The 21,757-nt window shown below is 64.4% G+C and carries 20 protein-coding genes and 1 pseudogene; 11 read left to right on the top strand and 10 right to left on the bottom strand.

Features of this window, described 5'->3' with window-relative positions:
- Positions 1–136: 136 nt before the first annotated feature.
- From G3T36_RS17815 to G3T36_RS17790, 6 genes are all read right to left on the bottom strand, one after another.
- Positions 137–1,354, bottom strand: a complete 1,218-nt coding sequence (locus G3T36_RS17815; RefSeq protein WP_193571393.1) for a DUF6596 domain-containing protein — start codon at positions 1,352–1,354, stop codon at positions 137–139.
- Positions 1,351–1,686: a YciI family protein gene (locus tag G3T36_RS17810; RefSeq protein ID WP_163291208.1), complete on the bottom strand. Its 336-nt coding sequence runs from the start codon at positions 1,684–1,686 to the stop codon at positions 1,351–1,353. Before G3T36_RS17810 ends, G3T36_RS17815 begins: the two co-directional genes overlap by 4 nt.
- Before the next feature lie 17 nt (positions 1,687–1,703).
- Positions 1,704–2,300, bottom strand: coding sequence for a dihydrofolate reductase family protein (locus G3T36_RS17805; RefSeq protein WP_163291207.1), 597 nt, complete (start codon positions 2,298–2,300; stop codon positions 1,704–1,706).
- A 65-nt stretch (positions 2,301–2,365) separates the two neighbouring features.
- Positions 2,366–3,127, bottom strand: coding sequence for a phosphatase PAP2 family protein (locus tag G3T36_RS17800; RefSeq protein ID WP_163291206.1), 762 nt, complete (start codon positions 3,125–3,127; stop codon positions 2,366–2,368).
- 128 nt (positions 3,128–3,255) lie between these two features.
- Positions 3,256–4,521 (bottom strand): multidrug effflux MFS transporter, encoded by a 1,266-nt coding sequence (locus G3T36_RS17795; protein ID WP_163291205.1) that lies wholly within the window; start codon positions 4,519–4,521, stop codon positions 3,256–3,258.
- Positions 4,522–4,538: 17 nt separating this feature from the next.
- Positions 4,539–5,555 (bottom strand): zinc-dependent alcohol dehydrogenase family protein, encoded by a 1,017-nt coding sequence (locus G3T36_RS17790; protein ID WP_163291204.1) that lies wholly within the window; start codon positions 5,553–5,555, stop codon positions 4,539–4,541.
- A gap of 128 nt (positions 5,556–5,683) precedes the next feature.
- On the opposite strand from G3T36_RS17790, the gene G3T36_RS17785 reads away from it, so the two are divergent.
- Entirely contained in the window at positions 5,684–6,571 is an 888-nt protein-coding gene (locus G3T36_RS17785) for a helix-turn-helix transcriptional regulator (RefSeq protein ID WP_163291203.1), read from the top strand.
- Positions 6,572–6,753: 182 nt separating this feature from the next.
- Entirely contained in the window at positions 6,754–6,969 is a 216-nt protein-coding gene (locus tag G3T36_RS17780) for a hypothetical protein (protein WP_163291202.1), read from the top strand.
- 37 nt (positions 6,970–7,006) lie between these two features.
- On the opposite strand, the gene G3T36_RS17775 is transcribed toward G3T36_RS17780, so the two are convergent.
- Positions 7,007–8,116, bottom strand: coding sequence for a GNAT family N-acetyltransferase (locus G3T36_RS17775; RefSeq protein WP_205245085.1), 1,110 nt, complete (start codon positions 8,114–8,116; stop codon positions 7,007–7,009).
- Between the two features lie 203 nt (positions 8,117–8,319).
- On the opposite strand from G3T36_RS17775, the gene G3T36_RS17770 reads away from it, so the two are divergent.
- On the top strand, positions 8,320–10,257 hold the full coding sequence (locus G3T36_RS17770) for an ArnT family glycosyltransferase (RefSeq protein WP_163291200.1): 1,938 nt from the start codon (positions 8,320–8,322) through the stop codon (positions 10,255–10,257).
- Positions 10,258–10,705: 448 nt separating this feature from the next.
- Here G3T36_RS17770 and G3T36_RS17765 read toward each other — a convergent pair whose 3' ends face one another.
- The gene (locus G3T36_RS17765; protein ID WP_163291199.1) at positions 10,706–11,335 is read right to left on the bottom strand and encodes a hypothetical protein; all 630 of its coding nucleotides are present in this window, start codon (positions 11,333–11,335) and stop codon (positions 10,706–10,708) included.
- A 73-nt stretch (positions 11,336–11,408) separates the two neighbouring features.
- Here G3T36_RS17765 and G3T36_RS20255 point away from each other — a divergent pair.
- The 7 genes and pseudogenes from G3T36_RS20255 to G3T36_RS17740 all read left to right on the top strand — a co-directional run.
- Positions 11,409–12,005, top strand: a pseudogene (locus G3T36_RS20255) (IS5 family transposase); the annotation flags it as partial.
- 14 nt (positions 12,006–12,019) lie between these two features.
- A complete protein-coding gene (locus G3T36_RS20250; protein WP_420811061.1) occupies positions 12,020–12,364 on the top strand; it encodes a transposase in 345 nt (114 codons plus the stop codon).
- A 263-nt stretch (positions 12,365–12,627) separates the two neighbouring features.
- Positions 12,628–13,584, top strand: a complete 957-nt coding sequence (locus G3T36_RS17755; protein WP_163291198.1) for a DUF389 domain-containing protein — start codon at positions 12,628–12,630, stop codon at positions 13,582–13,584.
- Between the two features lie 367 nt (positions 13,585–13,951).
- Positions 13,952–15,418, top strand: a complete 1,467-nt coding sequence (locus G3T36_RS17750; protein ID WP_163291197.1) for a potassium/proton antiporter — start codon at positions 13,952–13,954, stop codon at positions 15,416–15,418.
- 77 nt (positions 15,419–15,495) lie between these two features.
- Positions 15,496–15,780, top strand: a complete 285-nt coding sequence (locus tag G3T36_RS20310) for a DUF4113 domain-containing protein (protein WP_491047484.1) — start codon at positions 15,496–15,498, stop codon at positions 15,778–15,780.
- Between the two features lie 11 nt (positions 15,781–15,791).
- On the top strand, positions 15,792–16,913 hold the full coding sequence (locus tag G3T36_RS17745) for an ArdC-like ssDNA-binding domain-containing protein (protein ID WP_240148641.1): 1,122 nt from the start codon (positions 15,792–15,794) through the stop codon (positions 16,911–16,913).
- 244 nt (positions 16,914–17,157) lie between these two features.
- Positions 17,158–18,567, top strand: a complete 1,410-nt coding sequence (locus tag G3T36_RS17740) for a ParB/RepB/Spo0J family partition protein (protein ID WP_163291196.1) — start codon at positions 17,158–17,160, stop codon at positions 18,565–18,567.
- Between the two features lie 63 nt (positions 18,568–18,630).
- On the opposite strand, the gene G3T36_RS17735 is transcribed toward G3T36_RS17740, so the two are convergent.
- A complete protein-coding gene (locus G3T36_RS17735; RefSeq protein WP_163291195.1) occupies positions 18,631–18,933 on the bottom strand; it encodes a hypothetical protein in 303 nt (100 codons plus the stop codon).
- Between the two features lie 634 nt (positions 18,934–19,567).
- On the opposite strand from G3T36_RS17735, the gene panD reads away from it, so the two are divergent.
- Complete coding sequence (gene panD, locus G3T36_RS17730) at positions 19,568–19,990, top strand: aspartate 1-decarboxylase (protein ID WP_163291194.1); 423 nt, start codon at positions 19,568–19,570, stop codon at positions 19,988–19,990.
- Positions 19,991–20,255: 265 nt separating this feature from the next.
- Here the strand turns inward: panD and G3T36_RS17725 are convergent, their stop codons facing one another.
- Entirely contained in the window at positions 20,256–21,743 is a 1,488-nt protein-coding gene (locus G3T36_RS17725; RefSeq protein ID WP_163291193.1) for an alpha-amylase family glycosyl hydrolase, read from the bottom strand.
- Positions 21,744–21,757: the final 14 nt, after the last annotated feature.

Genomic DNA, 21,757 nt, shown 5'->3' with positions numbered 1-21,757 from the left:
TTCACGGAAGGGCATCGTTTCCCCCGGCGATGTTCTCTTGTGGAGAGGGGCTCCGGGTTCGGGTCTCGGATCCCCTACGGGGTCCTGCGTTTCGGGTACGCAGGACCCCAACACCTCCCCCTCGATGCATGGCAGTCTAAGAGCCGAGGCGTGCCTGACGCCCCTTGAGGTACGCGATCTCAGCGGAGTTCTCCGCGAGCGCGATTGCGGCACCGTACGCCTCCCGCGCTTCGGCGTCCCGGCCGAGATGTCCGAGCAACAGCGCCCGGGCCGCATGGAAGGGGTGATACCCGTCGAGCTCGTCCCCGAGCCGGTCGACCAGAGCGAGTCCCATCTCGGGGCCGTCGCATTCGCCGACCGCGATGGCCCGGTTGAGCTGCACGATCGGAGAGGGGTCGAGCCGCACCAGCTGATCGTAGAGTGCGACGACTTGCGCCCAGTCGGGGGCGGTGCCGTCGGTGTGCACAGCGTTGATCGCGGCCAACAGCTGATAGCGCCCGGGCGCGAGACCGGAAGCCAGCCGCTCGCGCACCAGTGCGTGCCCCTCGGCGATGAGCGCGGCATCCCACAACGCCCTGTCCTGCTCTGCCAGCGGGACCAGCTCACCCGATGGAGAGAGGCGCGCCCTGCGACGCGCCTCGGTCAGCAGCATCAGCCCCAGCATCCCGGTGATCTCGCCATTCGCCGGCAGCAGTTCTCGCAGCAGCCGAGTGAGGCGGATCGCCTCCGCCGTCAGCTCCTCGCGCACCGGCGCGAGGTCCGAACCCGATGCCAGGTAGCCCTCGTTGAAGATCAGGAACAGCACCGCCAGCACCCCCGACACCCGCGCCGGCAGGTCTCCGGCGTCGGGCACGCGATACGGGATGCCGCTGGCCGCTATCTTCGATTTCGCGCGAGTGATGCGGGCGCCCATCGTCGTGTCCTGCACGAGGAACGCGTTCGCGATCTCCGGCACGGTCAGACCGCCGACCATGCGGAGCGTCAGGGCGATCCGCGCCTCCATCGCGAGCGCCGGGTGGCAGCAGATGAAGATCAGTCGCAGTCGATCGTCGTCGATCACGCCGAGCGGCTCCGGCTCGGTGTCATACACGAGCATCGCCTCCTTGTGTCGGGCATCGCGCGTGCTCTCGCGCCTGATCCTGTCGATCGCCTTCCGCGTCGCCGTTGTCGTCAGCCATGCGCCCGGTGCCGGCGGGATGCCGTCCTCCGGCCACCGCTCCGCTGCGGTTGCGAAGGCCTCTGCGGCCGCGTCCTCTGCAGTGTCGAGGTTGCCGAAGCGCTTCGCGAGGGTCGCGACGACCCGCGCCCACTCCTCGCGGTGGGCGCGGGTCAGCGCGTCGCGGACGTCGTTCACTCGGGCGGCGGAAGGACCGGACGAATCTCGAGGCGGCGGTTGCAGGCTCTCGAGCCCTCTGCCGCCAGCTTCAGCGCCACATCGAGATCGGGGGCCTCCATGATCCAGAAGCCCGCCGCCCATTCCTTCGTCTCCACGAACGGGCCGTCGGTGAACACCGGCTCGTCGCCGCGGCCGTCGATGACGGTGGATGCGGTCGGGTCGGCCAGTCCGGCCGCGAACACCCAGTTGCCACCGGCCACCAGCTTCTCGTTGAACGCGTCGATCGCGAGAGCCTCTTCGGCGGTCCCTGACTCACTCCGGTCGTCGATCACGTTGACCAAATACTGCATGTCGTCCATCCTCTCGCTCAGGCGTAAACGGGGCGGCCGCCCACGCGGTAGGTGAGTCCAAGAATGCCGGTGCCGAACACCGTCGAATCCTGCAACTCCAGCCCGAAGTCCAGGCCGTCCTGCGGGAAGAACCGCCTGCCCTCTCCGACGATCACCGGAAACTGGACCAGGTTCAGCTCATCCACAAGCTCGTTCTCCAGGAGCCAGCGGGCGAGCGCAGCACTGCCCACAAGCAGGAGCTCGCCGGGCGGCTGGGCCTTGAGTTCGCGAATCCGGGCGGCGATGTCACCGGAGATCACGGTGGTGTGCTCCCACGCCGGATCGGTGAGTGTGTTCGAGACCACGTACTTCGGCTTCGAGCTGATCGCCTCACCGAACCCGCCGTCGTCGCTCCTGGCTCCCCAGTACGTCTCGAACAGGCCGAACGTCCTGCGGCCGAGGAGGAAGGCATCCGGACGACGCCAGGTATCGAGGATGTACTGGGCAGCATCCTTGTCGTCGAACGCGAGTGCCCAGCCGCCGCGTGTGAATCCGGGGTCCATCTCCTCGTTGTTCCCGCCGTTCGCCTGCGCGACTCCGTCCAGGGTGACCTGCAGGCTGATCGTGAGTTTCATGGTGAGTTCCTTTCTCTCACCAGTGCTACGAACGCGGAACGGGCGTTTCGACAGCGGCGCGGGATTTATTTGGCCGCATCCGAGTTGGCGGGATGCCGATCCACCTTGACCCAGATCGGTGGATGCGGGAGCCGGCGCTCACGATACAGCCGCAATGCGAACGGCGCCCAGATGATGACCGCGACGCCCACTCCTACGAGCATGCCGCCGACGGTATCTGAGATCCAGTGGGCGCCGAGGTAGGTGCGGCTGAGCATCATCAGGACGGTGTAGACAGCACCCACTATCCAGATCCACGTTCGCCAGAAGATGATTCCCAGGGTCGTCGCGATGAGCGCCGCATTGGCACTGTGACCTGAGGGGAAGGAGCCGAAGTCGGGTTGAACGAGGATCTCCGTCGGTCGCGGGCGCCCTACGAGATTCTTGATGATCGTCGTGAGCGCCACGCTCGTTACTGCCGCGATCGCGTAGTACAGGGCGCCCCAGGGGCGCCGCCAGATCAGCAATCCACCGATGATAATGAGCGGCACGATGACGATCGAGCTGATGCCGCCGCCCACCCAGTCGAAGACCAGGGCCGGGATCGTCCAGACCGGGGCGCGCGCCTCGACCAGCTCCCCCATCCACTCGACCTCGAAACCGAACGGCTTGTCAGCCTGACGGTAGAAGATCACCGCCGCCAGCAGGACGACGAGAAGGAGAGCCACCACAGCCGAGACAACCCACCACAATCGGGCGATTCGAACCTCACCGGGAGCCTCACTGTCGACGGCCTCCTTGATCACCTCTTTGGGTGTGCGGGTCTCGTGGTCCTGATCCCCGCTCATTGCAAGCGCCAGCTTCTGAACTCGGATGCCGATGTCATGCCCCCATCGTTCCACGGTCAGCCCATCAGTTCAGGGGCTGGAATGATCGTCCGATCGGTGCAGTGGTATCCGAAGTCGGTGTCGCTCCCCTATATAGCGCGAGCTCGTGTGGTCCTGCCGCCCGTCCGAACGAAGACCACGTAGGCGATGCCCGACAGCACGCTCGCGACGACGGTGACGATGCCCAGGGGCACCATGTCCAGCGCACCTGCCAACCCGACGAGAGGGGCGGCGAGGCCCCCGAAAAGGAAGCGGGAGACCCCGAGAAGGGATGCTGCGGTCCCGGCGATGTGCGGATAGTCGCGCATGCTCAGCGATGTGGAGGGCGGGCTCGTGGTTGCTACTCCGCTGGCGAGGGCGAGCAGTGAGATGATCGCGGCCCAAACCGGAAGGCGAAGGATTGCCGTCGTCAATAGCCCGAGTGATGCCGCGGTAATCATGCCGATGCCGATGATGAGCACGCCACGCTCGGACCAGCGCTCCGCATAACGCCCGGCCAGCCAGCCGAAGACGACAAACCCGGCAGAGTTGAGTCCGAATGCCAGCGCGTACTGCTGGGGCGACAGCCCGTAGATGTCCTGGAGTACGAACGTGGCTCCGCTGATGTACGCGAAGAGGGCTGCGGATGCGAATGAGCTGACCAGGAGCGCACCCAAGAAGAGCCGGTCCGTGAGCAACACACGGAAATGGCCATTGGTGTGAGCGAGTCCGCCGGTCGTGCGAAGCGCCATCGGGAGCGTCTCCCGGAAGATGAAGACGACGGCGAGGAGGATGAGCGCGCCGATCGCGGCGAGGAAGAAGAAGATGCCCCGCCAGTCTGTGATGCCGGCAAGCTGGCCGCCGACGACCGGTCCCACGATCGCAGCGAGCCCGGAGAGAACCACGATGCGCCCGTAATAGCGCACCAACTTGCCACCCGAATAGATGTCGCGACCCGCAGCCTGAGCTATGACCAGGCCGACCGCACCAGCGAGGCCCTGGACGGACCGCGCGACGATCAGCACAGCGATCGTCGGACTGACCGCACAGAGGACGGATGCAGCGATGTAGGCTGCTACGCCGATCAGAAGCGGCCGTCGACGCCCGAACCGGTCCGACAGCGGCCCGGCGATCAATTGTCCGAATGCAAGGCCGAGTAGGCACGTGGTCACAGTGAGTTGTGTGGCCGACGTTGAGGCGGCGAGGTCTCGCCCGAGAGCGGGGAGCACCGGAAGGTAGAGGTCCATCGAGATCGGCCCGAACACCGTGAGCATCCCCAGCACGATGACCAAGGGGAGTCCGGGCTTTGACCTGACCTCCGCGGTTGGAGCTCGCCCGCTCGCGTGGGTCGCGACAGTGCGTTCGGTGTAAGTCATCAGATTCCTTCGGTCACTCACGGGCGTAACAGCACTTTGATCGCGCGGCGTTCATCCATCACGCGGTACGCCTCGGCCGCCTCGTCGAGTGGCAACTCGAGGTCGAATACCTTGCCCGGGTTGATCTCGCCGCGCAGGATCAGGTCGATCAGCCGCGGGAGGTAGTCACGCACCGGTGCCGGCCCACCGTGAAGGTGGACGTGAGAGAAGAACAACTCCAGCCCGTCGAGGCTCACGTCGTGTGCCACGCCCACATACCCGACATGTCCGCCAGGTCGTGTCGCCCGGATCGCCTGCATCATCGATTCCTGAGTTCCGACAGCCTCGATAACCGAGTGCGCGCCGAGTCCTCCGGTGAGTTCCTTGATTTTCGCGACGCCCTCATCACCACGTTCGACGACGATGTCGGTCGCGCCGAACTCCGTGGCCAGTCGCTGCCGGTCCTTGTGCCGGCTCATCGCGATGATCCGTTCTGCGCCCAGCTGCTGTGCCGCCAGCACCGCGAGGAGCCCGACGGCCCCGTCGCCGACGACTGCGACTGTCTTGCCAGGGCCGACCTCCGCGGCGACGGCGCCGAACCATCCGGTTCCCAGTACATCCGACGCCGCCAGCAGCGACGGAATCTTGTCGGCCTCAGGCATTGCCGGTGTTGCGACGAGCGTGCCGTCGGCGAGCGGGACACGCATGAACTCGGACTGTGCTCCGCTCACTCCTTCGCGGTGGATGCAGCTGGTCTGGTATCCGGCTTGGCAGATCTCGCAGGTGTTGTCTGACGCGAAGAAGGAGCCGACCACGAAATCACCGACCTTGAGTTCCGTGACCTCAGAGCCGATCTCATCGACGCCTCCGACGTATTCGTGACCCATCGGAGTCGGCTGGGTGACCACATCCGTGCCGCGATACGGCCACAAATCGGATCCGCAGACGCAGGCCGCAGCGAGCCGGATGATCGCATCCGTCGGCTTCTGGATGTTCGGTTTCGCCCGATCCTCGACGCGCACATCGCGCGGGCCGTACAGGACTGTTGCTCGCATGAAGCTCCTCCAACGTGTGACTGCTGTGGATCAACCATCTCGGTACGGCGGACAGCTAGCGAGGGCTCTGCCTAAACGGGTTCCAACAGAAACCCTCTCACGGAGGCAACCCGTCGTAGCGTTGCAGCATGGACAACCGAGCTGAAGTGCGCGAGTTCCTCGCCACTCGGCGGGCACGACTGACCCCGCAGCAGGCCGGCATCGAACCTTTCGGGGGCCGCCGCCGGGTGCCGGGTCTGCGCCGCGAGGAAGTGGCGCGGCTCGCCGGGGTGAGCATCGACTACTACACCCGGGTCGAGCGCGGGAACCTCTCCGGAGTCTCGGATGCGGTACTCGATGCGATCGCGCGCGCACTTCGCCTCGACCGGGCCGAACAAGACCACCTCCACGACCTCGCCCGGATCGCCAATGACGGACGCCTCCAGCGTCACGGGGCCGATCGCACAGCTGCCGTGCGCCCGACACTGCAGTACCTCCTCGACTCCATAACCGCCGCTCCGGCGATCATCGGCAACAAGCAGATGGACATCGTCGCCGCCAACGCCCTCGGATACGCGCTCTACTCCGAGATGTATCGCGACCCGGCGCGCCCCGCGAACCACACCCGGTTCATCTTCCTCGATCCCCGCGCGCACGACTTCTATCCCGACTGGGAGCGCGCGGCGAACATCAACGTCGCCATCCTCCGCAGAGACGCGAGCCGGTATCCGGATGACAAGCGCATCTCCGACCTCGTCGGCGAAGTCTCGGTGCGCAGTGAGGAGTTTCGTACACGCTGGGCCGCGCACGATGTCCGCCGTCACTACGCGGGCACCAAAACCTTCAATCACCCCGTCGTCGGATTCCTCGAACTCACGTATCAATCCCTCGACCTCGAAGACGACCAAGGCCTCGGCATCACCATCTACCCGGCGGTCCCTGGAAGCCCCTCAGATGAACGCCTCCGACTCCTCGCATCCTGGGCGATCACCGAGCGGGCTGACGCGATCACGATCGTGGAGCGGTCCACGAACTGATTCCCTGTCAAGGGGGTTTCCGTTCAGCCCCAGCGGCGTACTAGTGGCTCCATGACCGACGACACGGCGGGATGCCGTCATCGTGATCAAAGATACGAACGCAGGCCGAGGCACGCGATGAGTGATCCACGAGAAACCGCTCCCGAGACAGTGAGCGTAACGAGGAAGTTGGAGGGCATGTGATGAATGAAGAGCGCAAGGATGAACCGATCGGCGAATTCGATCAGACGAACGACAAGGCGCCCGGTCTTGACGGGGACGACGCCGGGGCGCTCCCCGACGAGGACGACCAGGAGCACGGCGTCCTCACCGACTTGGTAAGGGACCTCGACAGCAACTTCGAGGACCGGAAGGACGACGACGGGGAGACCGCGTACAGCGAGGAAGGCCGACCCTGACTGGAGTCCACCGGCGTGGACTCGCAACCGAGGTCGCTCAGAGCGCCAGCACGAACGCCTTCTTGCTTCCGGTGGTGCGGAAGCCGGCGGAACTGTGAAGCGTGAGAGGGCGCGCCTCGGAGCCTCCATCCGTGGTCAGGGTGACCCGGTCGAACCCGCGCGCCTGGCTCATGCGAAGCTGAGTGGCCAGCAGGGAATGGGCGATCCCTCGCCCGCGCCAGGCGGCGCGTACCCCGATCTGGTCGACTCGGCTGCTGCTGAACCCCTGAGTAGGCCAGATGCTCGGGTCCGTGCTCGACAGGACGAAGCCGACCACGCACTCGCCTCCGCCACAGCCTTGAGCGAGGGCGACGAATGACAACTCCCCGGCGAAGCGCCTCGAACCCACCAACGCACGCCAACGCTGATCGGTCATCGGCTGGCTTCCCCAATGGTCGATGAAGACCTCGTCACGGGCACGGTGTACCGCATCGGACATCGACGTGACGTATGGAACGATTCGGACACGCCTCGGGGCTGGTGGCGATTCGATCGGGTCGGAAAGCGTTCGTTCCATGCTGAGGAAATGGCGGGCGAGTCGCAACCCTCCCCGTTCGAAGAGCCGCGCATCCTGCGGTGCGCGTTCATCCGCAAAGGCGAGGATCCAGCCGGGAAGGTCTCGCGACGACGAAGCCAGCTGCTGGCGCGCGCGACCGACCTGCCAGTTGAACAGGGCCCGGCCGATCCCGCGGCCCCGGAAATCCGGATGCACGCCGCCGATCGGCAGCGACCGCACCAGCGTCTGATGCCGCGACGGGAAGATCACCATTCCTGCAGCGACAGCTCGACCGGTGGAGTCGAAACCGATCATGGAATCGCGCTCCGGCTCGAACCCCGGCAGCGCGAAGTCGGCCTCGATCGATTCGCGAGCGGTTCGGTAGTTCGGATGATCGGCCTCTCCCATGGCCTGACGGAGTTCCCAGATCGCGCCGATGTCGGACTCGGTCGCAGCGCGCCACACCGTCACATCGGGGTGGCGGGGAACCGAGAGCAACCGGGGCGCTGAAACGCGTCGGCTGAGCGGGACGGCGCACGATCTGGCTTCGACAGGCGGGCTGACCGGGCCCGCGGCCTGAACGGTTGTGGGCTCAGCAACGGTCGAGCACATAGTGGCACCCTTCTTTCGAAACCTGAACGGTTACATGAACTTCGGCAGCATTACCCAGCGGGAAGTCGACACGCGATGGTTGACTGCTGTTTCGAATTCGAACATCCGAAACTGAGGAGTTCCGTAAATTTGCCTATGACATTGCAAACGTCTGCCGTTCGAGTGCTGAAAGCCACGGTGTGCGCAAGGTAGTACTACGGTCCTTGCGCTCGGCCTGGCCACTCATCGCCCTCCTCGCCGTCGCGACTGTGCTTTACGGCTGGAATCTCCCCTCGAGCGGATACTCGGACTACTACGCCACGGCTGCCAAGAGCATGTCCGAGAGCTGGAAGGCATTCTTCTTCGGAGCGTTCGACCCCCAGTCGACGATCACTCTGGACAAGCTGGCCGGCTTTCTCGTCCCTCAGGCGCTTTCCGCGAGAGTCTTCGGATTCAGCCCATGGTCGCTTGCTCTGCCCGAAGTGATCGAGGGGCTGGTGACCATCGCGGCCACCTATTACGTCGTCAAGCGATGGCTCGGACGAGCGGGTGGCCTGATCGCGGCCGGGCTCATGGTGGCGACGCCCCTGCTCGTCTCGATGTTCTCCCACAGCATGGAGGACGCAATGCTGACGATGCTCACGGTTCTGGCGATTGCAGCCTGGCAGCGGAGCGTCGAAACGGACAAGCGGCGCTTCCTGCTCCTCGCCGGACTGATCATCGGAGTCGGATTCCAGGTGAAGATGGCCCAGGCGTGGCTCGCCATCCCAGCGCTGGCGGCGGTGTATCTCGCTCTGAACGCTCGGCCGCTTGCACAGAAGGTTCGCGCGGTCCTCGGATTCGTCGCCGTCGCCGTTGCCACATCGTTCGCTTGGATGGGGACGATGGCCATCGTCCCGGTATCCCAGCGCCCGTACATCGACGGCACGACCAACAACAATGTGTTCTCAGGCGCCATCGGTTACAACGGCATCGACCGCTTCTTCCGTAACGTCTTTCCCGGCGCCCTCGGCTCGGATCCCCTCGCGCACGTAACCGGCAACGCTGCCATCGTGGGAATCGTCGATGGCCCACTCGCGCACACACCCCTGAAGTTCTTCCTCCCGCAGTACGCGACACAGATCGGCTGGCTCTTTCCGTTGGCGGCGGCAGGGATTGTGCTCGGCTTCATGGCCGTGCGAAGGAGCGGAACTCTCGTAGCCGACCGCGGCCTGCGAACAGGTCTCATCCTCTCGACGGCCCTTCTCCTCACCGTCGGTGCTGTGCTGAGCGTCATGAGCCTGCCGCATACCGCCTACCTCGCAGCGCTCAGCTTCCCTCTCAGTGCGCTGACGGCGATCGGCATCGTCCTCTTGGGGCGCACCGCGAACCTCACACGAGGTCCGCTACGTTTCGCATTGCCGGTCACGGCCGCCGTCCAGAGCATCTGGTCAGTCGTCGTCATCAGCAACTTTCCGGACCTCGCACCCTGGCTCCTGCCTTCCGTCGTGATCCTCGGCGCGCTCGGTAGCCTCGGACTGCTTGCGCGCAGTCTCGGCATTCTGAAGAACAGGCGTTTCGGTTGGGCGGCCATCGTGACCGTCGCGGTGGCCGGCCTGATCGGCCCGCTCACCTGGAGCGGATCGACTGTGATCCCGGCGTACTCCGGAACGGCGAACGATGCCTACGGCGGCCCCCCGGTTGCCGCGATCGCGGCACGAAAACTCGTCCGGCACGACGTCTACGGAATCGGACTCGACTCCAACCGCCTCATCCCCACCACCGCTGCCACAGAGAAGCGGATCTACGACTACGCCGAGGATCGCGCACAAGGCGGCGCCTTCGCGCTCGCAACGGACACGTGGCGAAGCGCGGCCCCCTTGATCATGAACGGAGCCGTTCGGGTACTCCCGATGGGCGGATTCACGTCGCGGGTCCCCTCCCCCACACTCGCCGCCCTCACACACCTGGTGGACACTCATGAGCTGCGATTCGTCCTGATCACGCGGCCCACTTCGAAAACGGGAACCAGCACACCGAACCTTTGGGCGATCCAGGATTGGGTGAAATCAAGCTGCCGAATGATCCCACCCCAGGAATACTGGAGCCGGGCCACGACCGGGCAGACTGGGCCGCCTGCAGACACCCTCTACGACTGTCTCGCACAGGCTGCGCCCCAGTAATCGCCGGGACGCTGGCGCTCAGCAATTCGTCCCGGAACGACCGACCTGTGGGCATAGAAAAAGACCTCGAGATGGCGAGATCTCGGGGCCTTTCGTAGCGGGGGCGGGACTTGAACCCGCGACACCACGATTATGAGCCGTGTGCTCTAGTTCGGCCCTCGTCGGCCGCTAAGTTGTACAGAGATTCCGCGGAATTCCGCGGATCCTCGAAGCATTGTGATCACCGTGATAACACACACTCCATCCAAAGTGTGGGCAAAATGTGGGCAAGAACTAGGCCGTGTTGCTAAACCCTGTTTGCACCAAGGAGGGCTGCGGCGAGGCATAGGGCGGCGTGGTAGTTGCGGGCGGTCTTGTCGGATCGCATCGCGGTGCCGCGCCACTGATTGAGCTCAACTCGACATTGCGGACCGCGTTTTGTGATTACAGATCGGCAGTTATGCGTGCCTCAGCTGTGCGGATGGGCGGATCTGTCCCGACTGCTGAAGAGCAGCGTGATGCTTACCAATGCGAGCCAGGCTGGAAAGAGAAAGTCAAGTGGACCCGCAAACGCGCCAGTGATGACGAGCAACAGACCAAGCACGTATCCGATACGGCCGAGCCAGGTCGGAAGTGCCCCGAAGCGCAGGCCGAGGGTCGACGTCGCGGACATGAAGAAGCCGGCGAACCTGGACGCACCGATCCCCCAGAGCCCGAACCAGAGGCCGTGCGCGAGCGCAATAGTCGAATCGCTGAGGCTCTCCTCACCGCCAAAGTGAACGACCAAAGTCGGAGCGGCCGCGCACACCGCGGCAGTCGTCGCCAGGATCGCGAACATGATGCCACTTCCGAGAAAGACGGTCGCATAGAACTGGTCTTCGCGCTCAGCGAGCCGTCGGCGAATCACCGCCATGAACCACAAGAACCCGATCATGCCGACCACGCCGAAGTCCAGCCCAATTTCCACCAGGGCGCGATTGCGTGGATCGCCGTACCAACTGAGATCAGGACGGGCTGTGCCCACGCCCGGCTGGCGTTCGATCAGATATATCGACGCCGTCATCAGCAGCGCAGCAGCAAGACCCTCAAGAGCTGCCACCTTGTGAGACAGTGCCCGAAGAGCCCGGACGAAGCCACCTAGACGACTTCCGCCTAACCCGCGTCCTTCGGCCATGCTGCCTACGTTACTAGGAGGTGTCCCCAACCCATCCGAGTGTTCGTCGGCGACTCTGGAAGGCGTGTCTCGCGATGTGATTTCCGAGGAGGTGGGGGCCGTGATCAGCCCGGTGTTCCCGGCCGTGGCGGCGGCGGGGCGCCCGCCGCCGGATCGACGCATGGTCGTGGAAGCAACCGCCTGGCATTATCGGACGGGCGCGCCGTGGCGGGATACGCCCGAACGGTTCAGGAACTGGAACACCGTCTACAAGAACTTCGACCGATGGTCCAAGGCCGGAGTGTGGGCGGATCTGCTCGAGCACGCCCAGTCCCTCGCGCTGGCGAACGAGGACCTGGACTGGGTGATCTCGATCGACTCGACGATCGTTCGCGTCCACCAACACGGCGCGACCCTTCCGCGCACCAAGGGGGCTCGAGCGAACTACAAGAAATTCGGCCTCGAACCTCCTGATCACGCGATCGGCCACTCCCGAGGCGGCCCGACGAGCAAGACGCACTTGGTTTGCGACCGCAACGGGCGAGCGTTGGCGCTCGTCATCACGGGTGGGCAGGTCGCCGATAGGTCGATGCTGGCCGAGACCCTCTCCCAGATCCGCGTCCCGGCGTCATCGGCAGGCCGCGCACACGGCCCGACCGGGTCCTCGCCGACAAGGGCTACCCATCCAGGGCGAACCGGGCCAGGCTACGCGAGCACGGCATCGCTGCGACAATCCCCGAACGCGCCGACCAGATCGCCCACCGTCGCAAACGCCCTGGGCGGCCCATCGACTTCGGCCCCGAACAACGACAGCGCTACCGCGGTCGCAACGTCGTCGAACGCTGTTTCACCAAGCTCAAGCAGTGGCGCGGCATCGCGATGCGATCCGAGAAGACCGCCCGCAACTACCACTCCGCCCTATGCCTCGCCGCAGCCCTCCACTGGGTCCAAACAGGGTTTAGCAACACCGCCTAGATCGCCCGCTGAGACATCACACGCTTTAGACGGACTGCTCATCTCTGATTGAGCGGGGCGTATGAACTACCACTTTGGGCGGACTGACTCTGCCAACAGGTGCCGCATGATTTCTGGCCCGTCGAGCGCGGGCCTTTTCATGCGCCACAGTGCATCGCGCCCGTCCGGAGTGTCGGGCGGGAAGAGGCCGCCCTGACAGGCCGCGTTCACCGACACGCCCCCGATCGCCAGACGCGCGGCTCGATTGCGGTGACACTGGCCACGTGCAGCATCTGCGAATCATCGCCCCCGCCAACCTCGTCGACCAGGTGCTAACGACCCTCCAGGACAACGTGGCGACGACAAACATCGTTCGCGTCCCGAAGGCCGCTACCCGACCTGTCGGCGACCTGGTGCTCTGCGATGTCGCCCGCGAAGGGTCGAGCATCCTGCTCGACCAGCTTCAGCAACTCGGCGTGCAGCACGAGGGCTCAATCTCAGTCGACGACATCGGCATCGAGATCTCGGATGCGGCGAAGCGCGCAAGCCGCGCCGCCCCCGGGCACGCCGCCGACGCGGTGGTGTGGCAGGAGATCGAGCAGCGCACTCATGAGGAGACCAGTCTCTCCCCCACCTTCCTGACGTTCATGTCCGTCGCCACGATGATCGCTGCGATCGGTGTGGTCTTCGACGAACCCATCCTCATCGTCGGCGCGATGGTCGTCGGCCCAGACTTCGGCCCGCTTGCTGCGCTCTCTGTGGGCCTCGTGCGGTGGCGACGACGGATGATCGCTCAATCCGTCCTCGCACTCGCCGTCGGGTTCGCCGTCGCTATCGCGATCACCATCCTGTTCACCTTGCTGCTCACCGTTCTCCACCTGATGTCACCCGCCGACCTGCTCCACTCCCGGCCTCTGACTGATTTCATCTGGAGACCGAACGTGCTCAGCTGGGTGGTCGGTTTCCTCGCCGGCATCGCCGGCTTACTCTCTCTGTCAACCGCGAAATCGGGCGCACTCATCGGGGTGCTGATCTCGGTGACGACGATTCCGGCCGCCGCGAACGCCGCCGTCGCCCTCGCCTACGGGGCCACCGAGCAGTCCGTTGGTGCGCTCATCCAGTTGGCCATCAACCTCGCCGCGATCACACTCGGCGGGGTGGCGACCCTGATTGTGCAGCGTGTGAACCAGCGACGGCGCGCAACACAGGCGATCACCGGGCAGCAGCACGGCACTGTCTGACCGTCTCGTCGGCAAGGCGGCGACCGAGCATAGAAAACTGCGGGTCAGTGCCACCCGCGGCGCCTCCGTTTGCTTGAAAGCGGTTCGCACACCTCTGATAGGTGGTCTGGAGTCGCTTGGCGGAAATCATGCTGCAATGGTGACGAACCGTTCGCCTGGAAGTGGTTGTGACCTCCCGCTCGACGCGCCGTTCCGGCGACTCGACCCTCCCGTTATGAGTCGGAGACAGGGTTGTAGGGTTGGGTCATCGGGATGCCGTATATCGAGTCCACGAGGTGCGCCGGGAAGTCTGGTCGGCAATTGGGTTGACGCGCCTTGACGAGGAGGTCGGTATGGCGGGTTTCCGTAGTGGGCCTCGGGCGGCGCCGTGATCGACATCGAGCCGTTCAGTTTGGTGATCCTCGTGGTCGCCGCGACCGTGATCGTCGCCGTGCTCTCGAATCGCCTGAGCGCGTGGATCCGCGTGCCGGCACCGGCCCTGTTCCTGGCTGCGGCGGCCGCGGCAGCAGCCGTGTTCCCCATCCTCGGCGCCGTGCCCGCTCAGGTCGACGAACGGATCGTCACGGTCGCCTTGATCTTCATCCTCTTCGATGGCGGGATGCACATCGGCTGGCGTCGGTTCCGGTCCGCGGCCGGTGCGATCACCGTGCTCGGAATCGTCGGCACGGCCCTCACCGCAGCAGGGGTCGCTGTCGCGTCGCATTTCCTCTTCGGTTTCGCATGGCAGACCGCGCTGCTCATCGGAACCGCGCTGTCGCCGACCGATCCTGCGGTCGTCTTCTCGATTCTGGGTAAGCGTGAGATCACGGGTCGTACAGGAACGATCCTCGAGGGAGAGTCCGGCGCAAACGATCCCGTGGGCATCGCGCTGATGGTCAGCTTCCTGGCGGCGACGGGCACCGGGGTGGATGCGGTACTCGGCGCCGTAGGCCAGTTCGCGCTGCAGATGGTGGTCGGCGCGGTCGTCGGCTTCGCCGGCGGGTGGGGTCTGATGAAGCTGACCCGGCGGGTGGCGCTTCCGAACGGGGCCCTCTACTCGGTGCGTGCGATAGCGTGCGCCGCCCTGATCTACGCGGTGGCGACCATCCTGCACGGCTCCGGCTTCCTCGCAGTATTCCTTGCCGGCATCGTCAGCGGCGACGGCCGCGCGCCATACAAACGCGAGATCGAGCGTTTCAGTGGCGGGATCGCGAGCCTTGCCGAGATCATCGTTTTCGTCGTCCTCGGCCTCAGCGTCTCCCTCGACGACGTGTTCAACCCTGCCATCCTCTGGACCGGACTGGGTATCTCGGCACTTCTCATCTTCGTCATCCGCCCGGTCTTCGTGGGGGTGCTGCTGCTACCGATACGCCTGCGGTGGGGAGAACGAGCCTTCGTGCTCTGGGCCGGGCTCAAAGGGGCGGTCCCGATCCTGCTCGGAATCTTCATCCTCACCGCTGGTGCTGCCCGCGCCACCACCATCTACGCACTGATCTTCATCGTCGTCGTCGTCTCGGTCGTCTTCCAAGGCGGGTTCATTCCGCTTATGGCCCGGCTGTTTCGGGTTCCTATGTGGGTGGTCGAGCCAGAGCCGTGGGCGAGCGGACTGCGATTCAACGAAGAACCTGAAGGGCTCCATCACCACACGGTCGCCCGCGGCTCACCCGCCGACGGATCCACCATCGAGGACCTCAACCTCGGCGATGACGGTTGGGTAAGCATGATCAACCGCGAGGGACGGCTCCTCCAAGTCCGCGGCAGCACCCGACTTCAAGCCGGCGACATCGTCCTCACCCTCGCAGAACCCGACGCCCAACTCGACCGCATCTTCGACGCAAGCGTCGATCCGTACTAGAAGCGCCTCGCGACTACGCTGGGCAACCGTCGGCGGTCGCCAGTCCTGCCCCGGGTACCTGGCGCGAGGATCAGGACGTGATCGGCTCCGGCGGCGAGATCCGCCTTTCGCCCCGAGCCGCAGTCCGCCGTCCATGTAGACCGTTGATCTCGACCGGCGACCACACTCCCGCCACGGCGCAGCTCGCATCGACCGCATCCACGAGGTTGACGCCGGACGTCCGATCGAATATCCGGAGGTCACCGGTGCCGAGAGGGATAGCCGACTTGCAGCCGGGACCAGGGTTCGAGATGCGGCGCGAGATACTTTCGCCGCGCGCCACCACCCATTGGGCAGAGCTCGGTACAGCCCACGTCATATAGGCGTTGGCATCTTGCCCAGCCCGCCTGAACTGAGCCGCAATGCGGCCTGTTCCTGTCCGGATGTATGTGACCTGTCCGAACGGGTCATCGTAATTCGCTACCGCGCCTCGCCGTTCCAGATGATCTCGGACGCGCCCTGTCGGGCTTATTTCGCCCGAGATCATCTGGCACTCCCGGCGCTCCCGCTCACCTTCGACGCTCCTTGCCGGACGGCACAAAAAACAGTTGTCCACATAGGAGACGAAATCATGACCACCACACCCACAACCACCACTGACGGCCAAAACAGTCGAGCCGAAGCCCTGCACGCGAGCATCGTCGAGCAAGTCGAAGCCCTCCGCCGGTCGGAACGCTGGCAGCAATTCCTTCGGTTTACCGCCTCATTCCACCAATACAGCCTGAACAATGTGCTGCTGATCCTGACGCAACGACCCGACGCGACCGCAGTAGCCGGATATCGAGCCTGGCAAGCCAAGGGCCGCCAAGTCCGCGCCGGAGAACACGGCATCCACATCTTCGGATACCGAATCGCGAAAACCACAGACCCAGACGAGACTGACGACACGAAGCCAAGCGAGACCGCCCAGCGGATGAGAAACGGAGCCGCGCGCTATCCCATCCTGACCGTCTTCGACATCTCGCAAACGGACCCCACCGAAGACACAGGAGAGCCTCCTCTGCTTGCACGGCAGCTGACTGGCACCGACGACTTCGGAATCGTCAACCATCTCACCACCCACCTGACGAGCGAAAGATGGACGGTCGAGCGGCGGCCACTCTCCGGCGAGCTCCACGGATATTCCGACGCCGCCCGGCGACAGGTCGTCCTGAACGCGGCTCTCTCCGCGCAGCAAGCCGCGAAGACACTGATCCACGAAACGGCACACATCCTGTTGGGGCATACGGAGAACCTCGCCGACTACAGCCACCATCGCGGACTTGCCGAAACCGAAGCCGAATCCGTCGCCTACGTCGTCGCAGGCCTCACCGGATTTGACACCAGCGACTACAGCATCGGCTATATCGCCGGATGGGCCAACGCCGACAGCACCCTCATCGCATCCACAGCCACCCGCGTACTGCGCACCGTTCACACCATCACCGGAATCCTGGGACTCGAACCGGTCGAGTGATGAAGGTCAGCGGCGCCCTCCAACGCCGCTGACTCCATTGGAGCCGCGAGCGGCGCGCCCTTTTGGGATTGTTCGTCTGCCTGGCCAGCTGATCGTAGTTCGCTACCACGGCTGCGTTCCGGGCTTTCGCGGCATATCCTCGCTGCGCTCCGGTATTCCACGGTCCCGGCACTCCGCCCGCTCCCGCTCACCATCGATCCTCTTGCCAGACAGGCGAACAAGAACAGTTGAACGGAGAAAGACCATGAGCGACACCACCGTGACCGGAACCACTGAGCACCTCGACCCGGCCAGCCTTGTCATCGAAACCAACGTGCGCCCCAGTACCCCCCTCACTCCCGCGTTCGTACAGAGCGTCCGCGAGAACGGAGTCCTCACCCCAGTCCTCGCCAGGCGGGACAGCGACGGCAGCATCGTCGTTCGGGCCGGACAGCGCCGCACCCTGGCCGCCCGCGAAGCCGAACTGTCCAGCATCCCCGTCTATATCGTCGATGCCGACGACGTAGCTACAGAGCGGATTGTGCAGCAGCTGGTGGAGAACGACCAACGCGAAGCCCTCACCGACGGCGACCGCGCGACCGCCTTTCAGCAGCTCGTGTTCGAAGGGCTCAGCGTCACCGCCATTGCCCGGCGCACCGCAACGAAACCCCGCGAGATCAAAACCGCCCTCGCGGTTGCGGAGAACAGCAGCGCCGCAACCGCGATCCACGAACACGCGCTGACCTTGGATCAGGCGGCCGTGCTGATCGAGTTCGAGGACAACGACGACATCAAGAGGGATCTGATCGAAGTCGCCACCCACGACCCCGCCCAATTCACCCACGCCGCACAACGCGCACGCGACGAAAAAGTGCGGCTCCAGATCAAGTCGGCCACCGAAGCCGACCTGACCGGACGCGGATACACAGTGCTCGAGAACGATCCCGGCTACTACGACACCGGATACAGCTGCATCAGCGACCTGCTTACCGCCGAGGGCGAACGCGTCACTGTCGAGCACATTGAGAACATGGAAGGGCGGGCCGCCCGGGTTCGGGTTTACGCAGACGGCGACGCCCACATCACTTACTTCGTTTCCGACCCGAAAGCCGCCGGGTACCACCGCTACGACGCGGGCGGAAACACTAGCGGGCCGATGAGCGATGAGCAGAAGGCTGAACGGCGCACCCTGATCGCCAACAACAAGGCGTGGGCTTCCGCCGAAACCGTACGCCGGGAATGGGTGGCCACTCTGCTCTCCCGCAAGACCCTCCCGAAGGATGTCGCCGTGGTGATCGCGAACGGGCTGACCATTCACCGGCAAGCAGTCAGCGCCGCGACCCGGGACGGCAACCCGCTCGCCCACGTGCTTCTCGGCATCGAACAGCCCGGCTACGCCGAACCGGACAAGCTCGCGGGCTCTGTCGAGCACACCCCGGCGAAAGCCCAGCAGGTCTCGCTTGCGATTGTGCTCGGAGCCTGCGAAAGCGTTACCAGCAAACAGTCCTGGCGGTACCCCAACCGCACCGACGCGGCCTACCTCGCCCAGCTGGCTGCGTGGGGATACTCCCTCAGCGAGGTCGAGCAAATCGTCACCGCATCTCAGGCAAGTGCAGCGCAGGTGGATGACAGCGACGATCAGCCGGCAGCACCGGTCGACGACGCAAACGAGTAGGTGGCCAATGCGGGTCCGGCCAGGGACGGCCGGACCCGCACTGTCCCGATACGGCTGGTTCAATCAGCCGAGCGACGGCCGACCCGGCCCTGCTGGCGCAACCGTAATTGGAGTTCCGCCACACCGTACGGCACGGTCGAGTGCGAGAAACGGCACGCACGCCGTCTCTGCCGTCAAAGCGGCCAGCCTCCCAATCGGCGTGAACGGGTCTGCAGCAACCGCCCACCCATCGTTCGCATATCGGCTGACGGTCTCCACGCAGTCGCGCTTCTCATCCGCCGTCGGCACGGCCGACCCGACCACCCCGATCATTCCGCCCTGCAGTTCTGGACCCATGTTGCTGGTGTCGATGATGAATACCCGCATCCGTCTCACTCCCCTGTCGCCTGTTTTTGTTTGCCTTTCCGGCGAAGAGATCGAGAGCGAGTGGGAGGGGCGTAGTGCCGGGACCGTGGAATACCGGACCGGAGCACAGCGGAGGGAGGATATGCCGCGAAAGCCCGGCACGGAGAACCGGGAACGAGCTACGATCGGCCGTCGGAAAGACACACAAAAGCAACCAAGGCAGCGCCGCTTCGGCGGCTCCACAGTCAGTGATGCGGAATCCTTCCCATCGAACGATTCTGACGAAGGGTTCAGCGCGAGCTCGCAACGGGCTAACGCGCGCCACGGTTGCAGCCGATCTCCGACCGCACCGAGTCGACATATCTGGCATGAGATCGGCTGGTGACAGTAGGGTCCCGAGGGCTGTCGGATGTGGTCAAGCAGTCCAAACGCCTCGTAGGGATTGAGATCTGGTGACGGAGATGCAGCGCGGGTGCAGCGAGCAGGCGATCGGGCTGGGGATCGCTGGCTGTGTCTCGGCCCATGGTTCGCCGCGAAATGCTCTCCCGCGGGTGACCTCCCACCGGGTCGAATTCGCGACGGCACGCGCGATTTGAGCGGCATATTCTTAGTTGTGGCGCAACAGCGCACCATTCTGTTGCGAGGAGCGACCTCAATGATCCGGACGATGTTCAAGTCAAAGATCCATCGCGCAACGGTGACGGACTCGTCGCTGCATTACGTCGGTTCACTGACGGTCGATCTCGATCTGATGGACGCCGCTGACCTTCTGCCAGGCGAGCAAGTCAGCGTCGTCAACATCGCTAACGGAAACCGTTTCGAGACCTACCTCATCGCCGGCGAACGAGGTTCAGGCGTCATCGGCGTAAACGGTGCCGCCGCCCACCTCGCACACATCGGCGACCTGGTGATCATCATCTCCTACGCGCAGCTAAGCGGGGAAGAGCTCAGAGATTTCCACCCCACGGTGGTCCACGTCGATCCCAGGAACAGGATGTTGGCAGTGGACGCAGACCCGGCCAGCTCGCACGTCGAAGGTGTCAGAACACCGCCGCACGTCGCTTCATTGGTAGGGTGACCTGCGGACTAAGAATCGCCACCGTCGTGTGTGCGCGGGGCCTATTCGGAGGTTGCCACAGCCGGAAGGTTTGGGGGGAACCTTCCGGCTGCGGGCCTTAAGTGATCCGCAATCTAAGGACCGGATCCTTGTCGTGCGGACCGAACCGTCAAAGCTGAGCGACAGCCCGCGTCAACCTTGACGGTGGTCGACTTAGCACTTCCTGTGATACGCGAGCAACGCGGCAAGAGGGCTCCCTTGACTCGCCGCGTTGCCCGCGTGCTTGTTACTTGGTCTTCACCTCCAGCATGGTGAAGCCGTAGCCGGGCAGGCTGACCGCGTAGCCCGCGCCGTTGATCTTCGTGCCCTTGCCGCCGTTGTAGAGATCCTTCGGCTGCTGGTTCAGGTCGATTCCGGTGTTCGAGAGGTCGACCGTCACCGTCGTAGGTGTTGGGTTGAAGTTGTACACGAGCAGAGCGGTCTGCTTGCCGTCCTCGCTGGTGCGGCGCTCGGCGAAGACATTTGCGTCCGGCCCGGCCGGCACGCGGTCACGACTTGCTGCTGGCAGTAGCGCCTTGTTGTCGTTGACCGTGCTCAGCACCCGATCCCAGTTCGCCCGCAACGTCGGTGACCAACGAATGTATTGGTCGTACATTGGCGAACCGTAGAGGATTCCGGACCCGGCCAGTAGCGCCGCCTCCTGGACACGCTGGACTTCATCGTTCGGATAGCTTGGATAGTCGTGGTTGGCAAGGTTGGCGTCGTCGTCCGCTGCGATCGTCCACGCGTGCGTGGTCGCCCCGACCGAGCGGGCGTAGTCGGAGTTCTTCAGCTCGGCTTCGAGCCCGTTGACGTCGATCTGACCGTTGACGAGGCGCGTGTAGTCGTTTGTCCAGTTGCCCTGGTCACTGTAGTTGAACCACGAGTTCAGACCGAAGGCGTGTGCAGTCTGGGCGCTCGGTGCACCCGTGGTTTCGAACGTCAGCCACTTGTCGTTGGTGGTGTATGCCTTTGGCAGGGTGACCGCTGCCTCCTGGAAGCGCGAGTCGAAACGACCCACGTCCCACATGAATCCGTCGATGCCGGTGTCGAGCCAGAACTCCTCGAAGCGTTTCACCTCGGCGACGCTCGTACTCTGGTCCCAGTTGAATCCGGGGCCGAACCAGAGCTTCCAGTAGTAAGCGCCCGCGATCGGGCTCCACTCCCAGCTGCTCGCCCATGGCGGCCCCATCCGAAGTGACGGCAGCGGATCACTCGGATTCGTGGTCCACGTGACCGAGCTCACCTCCCGGGATGTGCGGTCACCCGCGGCGTACTCCTGCTGAGCCTTCGCAAAGAACGGTGAGTTCGCATCCATGTAGATGTTCACGAAGTAGGAGACCACTTTCATGCCGCGCTTGTGCGCCTGGCTGACGAGGGTCTTCCAGTCCTCGATGGTCCCGTTCTGTGGGGATACCGAGTAGTAGTCGAGGGGGTCGCACCCCGCGCACAATGTCTTGTCGCCGTTGTAGGGGCTGAAGAACCCGAGTACCCGGATCCCGCTCGCCTTCAGATGGTCGAGATCCTTGGTGATGTCGCTGTATTTGTAGCCGAAATAGGTGTTGTAGAACCACATGAACCCGTTAAGGTTCTGGAAGTCGGTGCTAACTTGCGTCGGCTTGTTCGTTTGAACGATGGAATGGGATTCGGCCGCCGCCGGCGCGCTTGCTGCAACAGTTCCTGCTGCGATGAGCGCAGCGGTGACCCCGGCTGCTAGTGCGGTGCGTAACCTCAAACGTCGCATCTCTT

Source organism: Leifsonia tongyongensis (genome assembly GCF_010686705.1).
Classification (GTDB): domain Bacteria; phylum Actinomycetota; class Actinomycetes; order Actinomycetales; family Microbacteriaceae; genus Diaminobutyricibacter; species Diaminobutyricibacter tongyongensis.
Note: the sequence above shows the minus strand (reverse complement) of the source record. Positions and strands in the feature narration are given on the sequence as shown.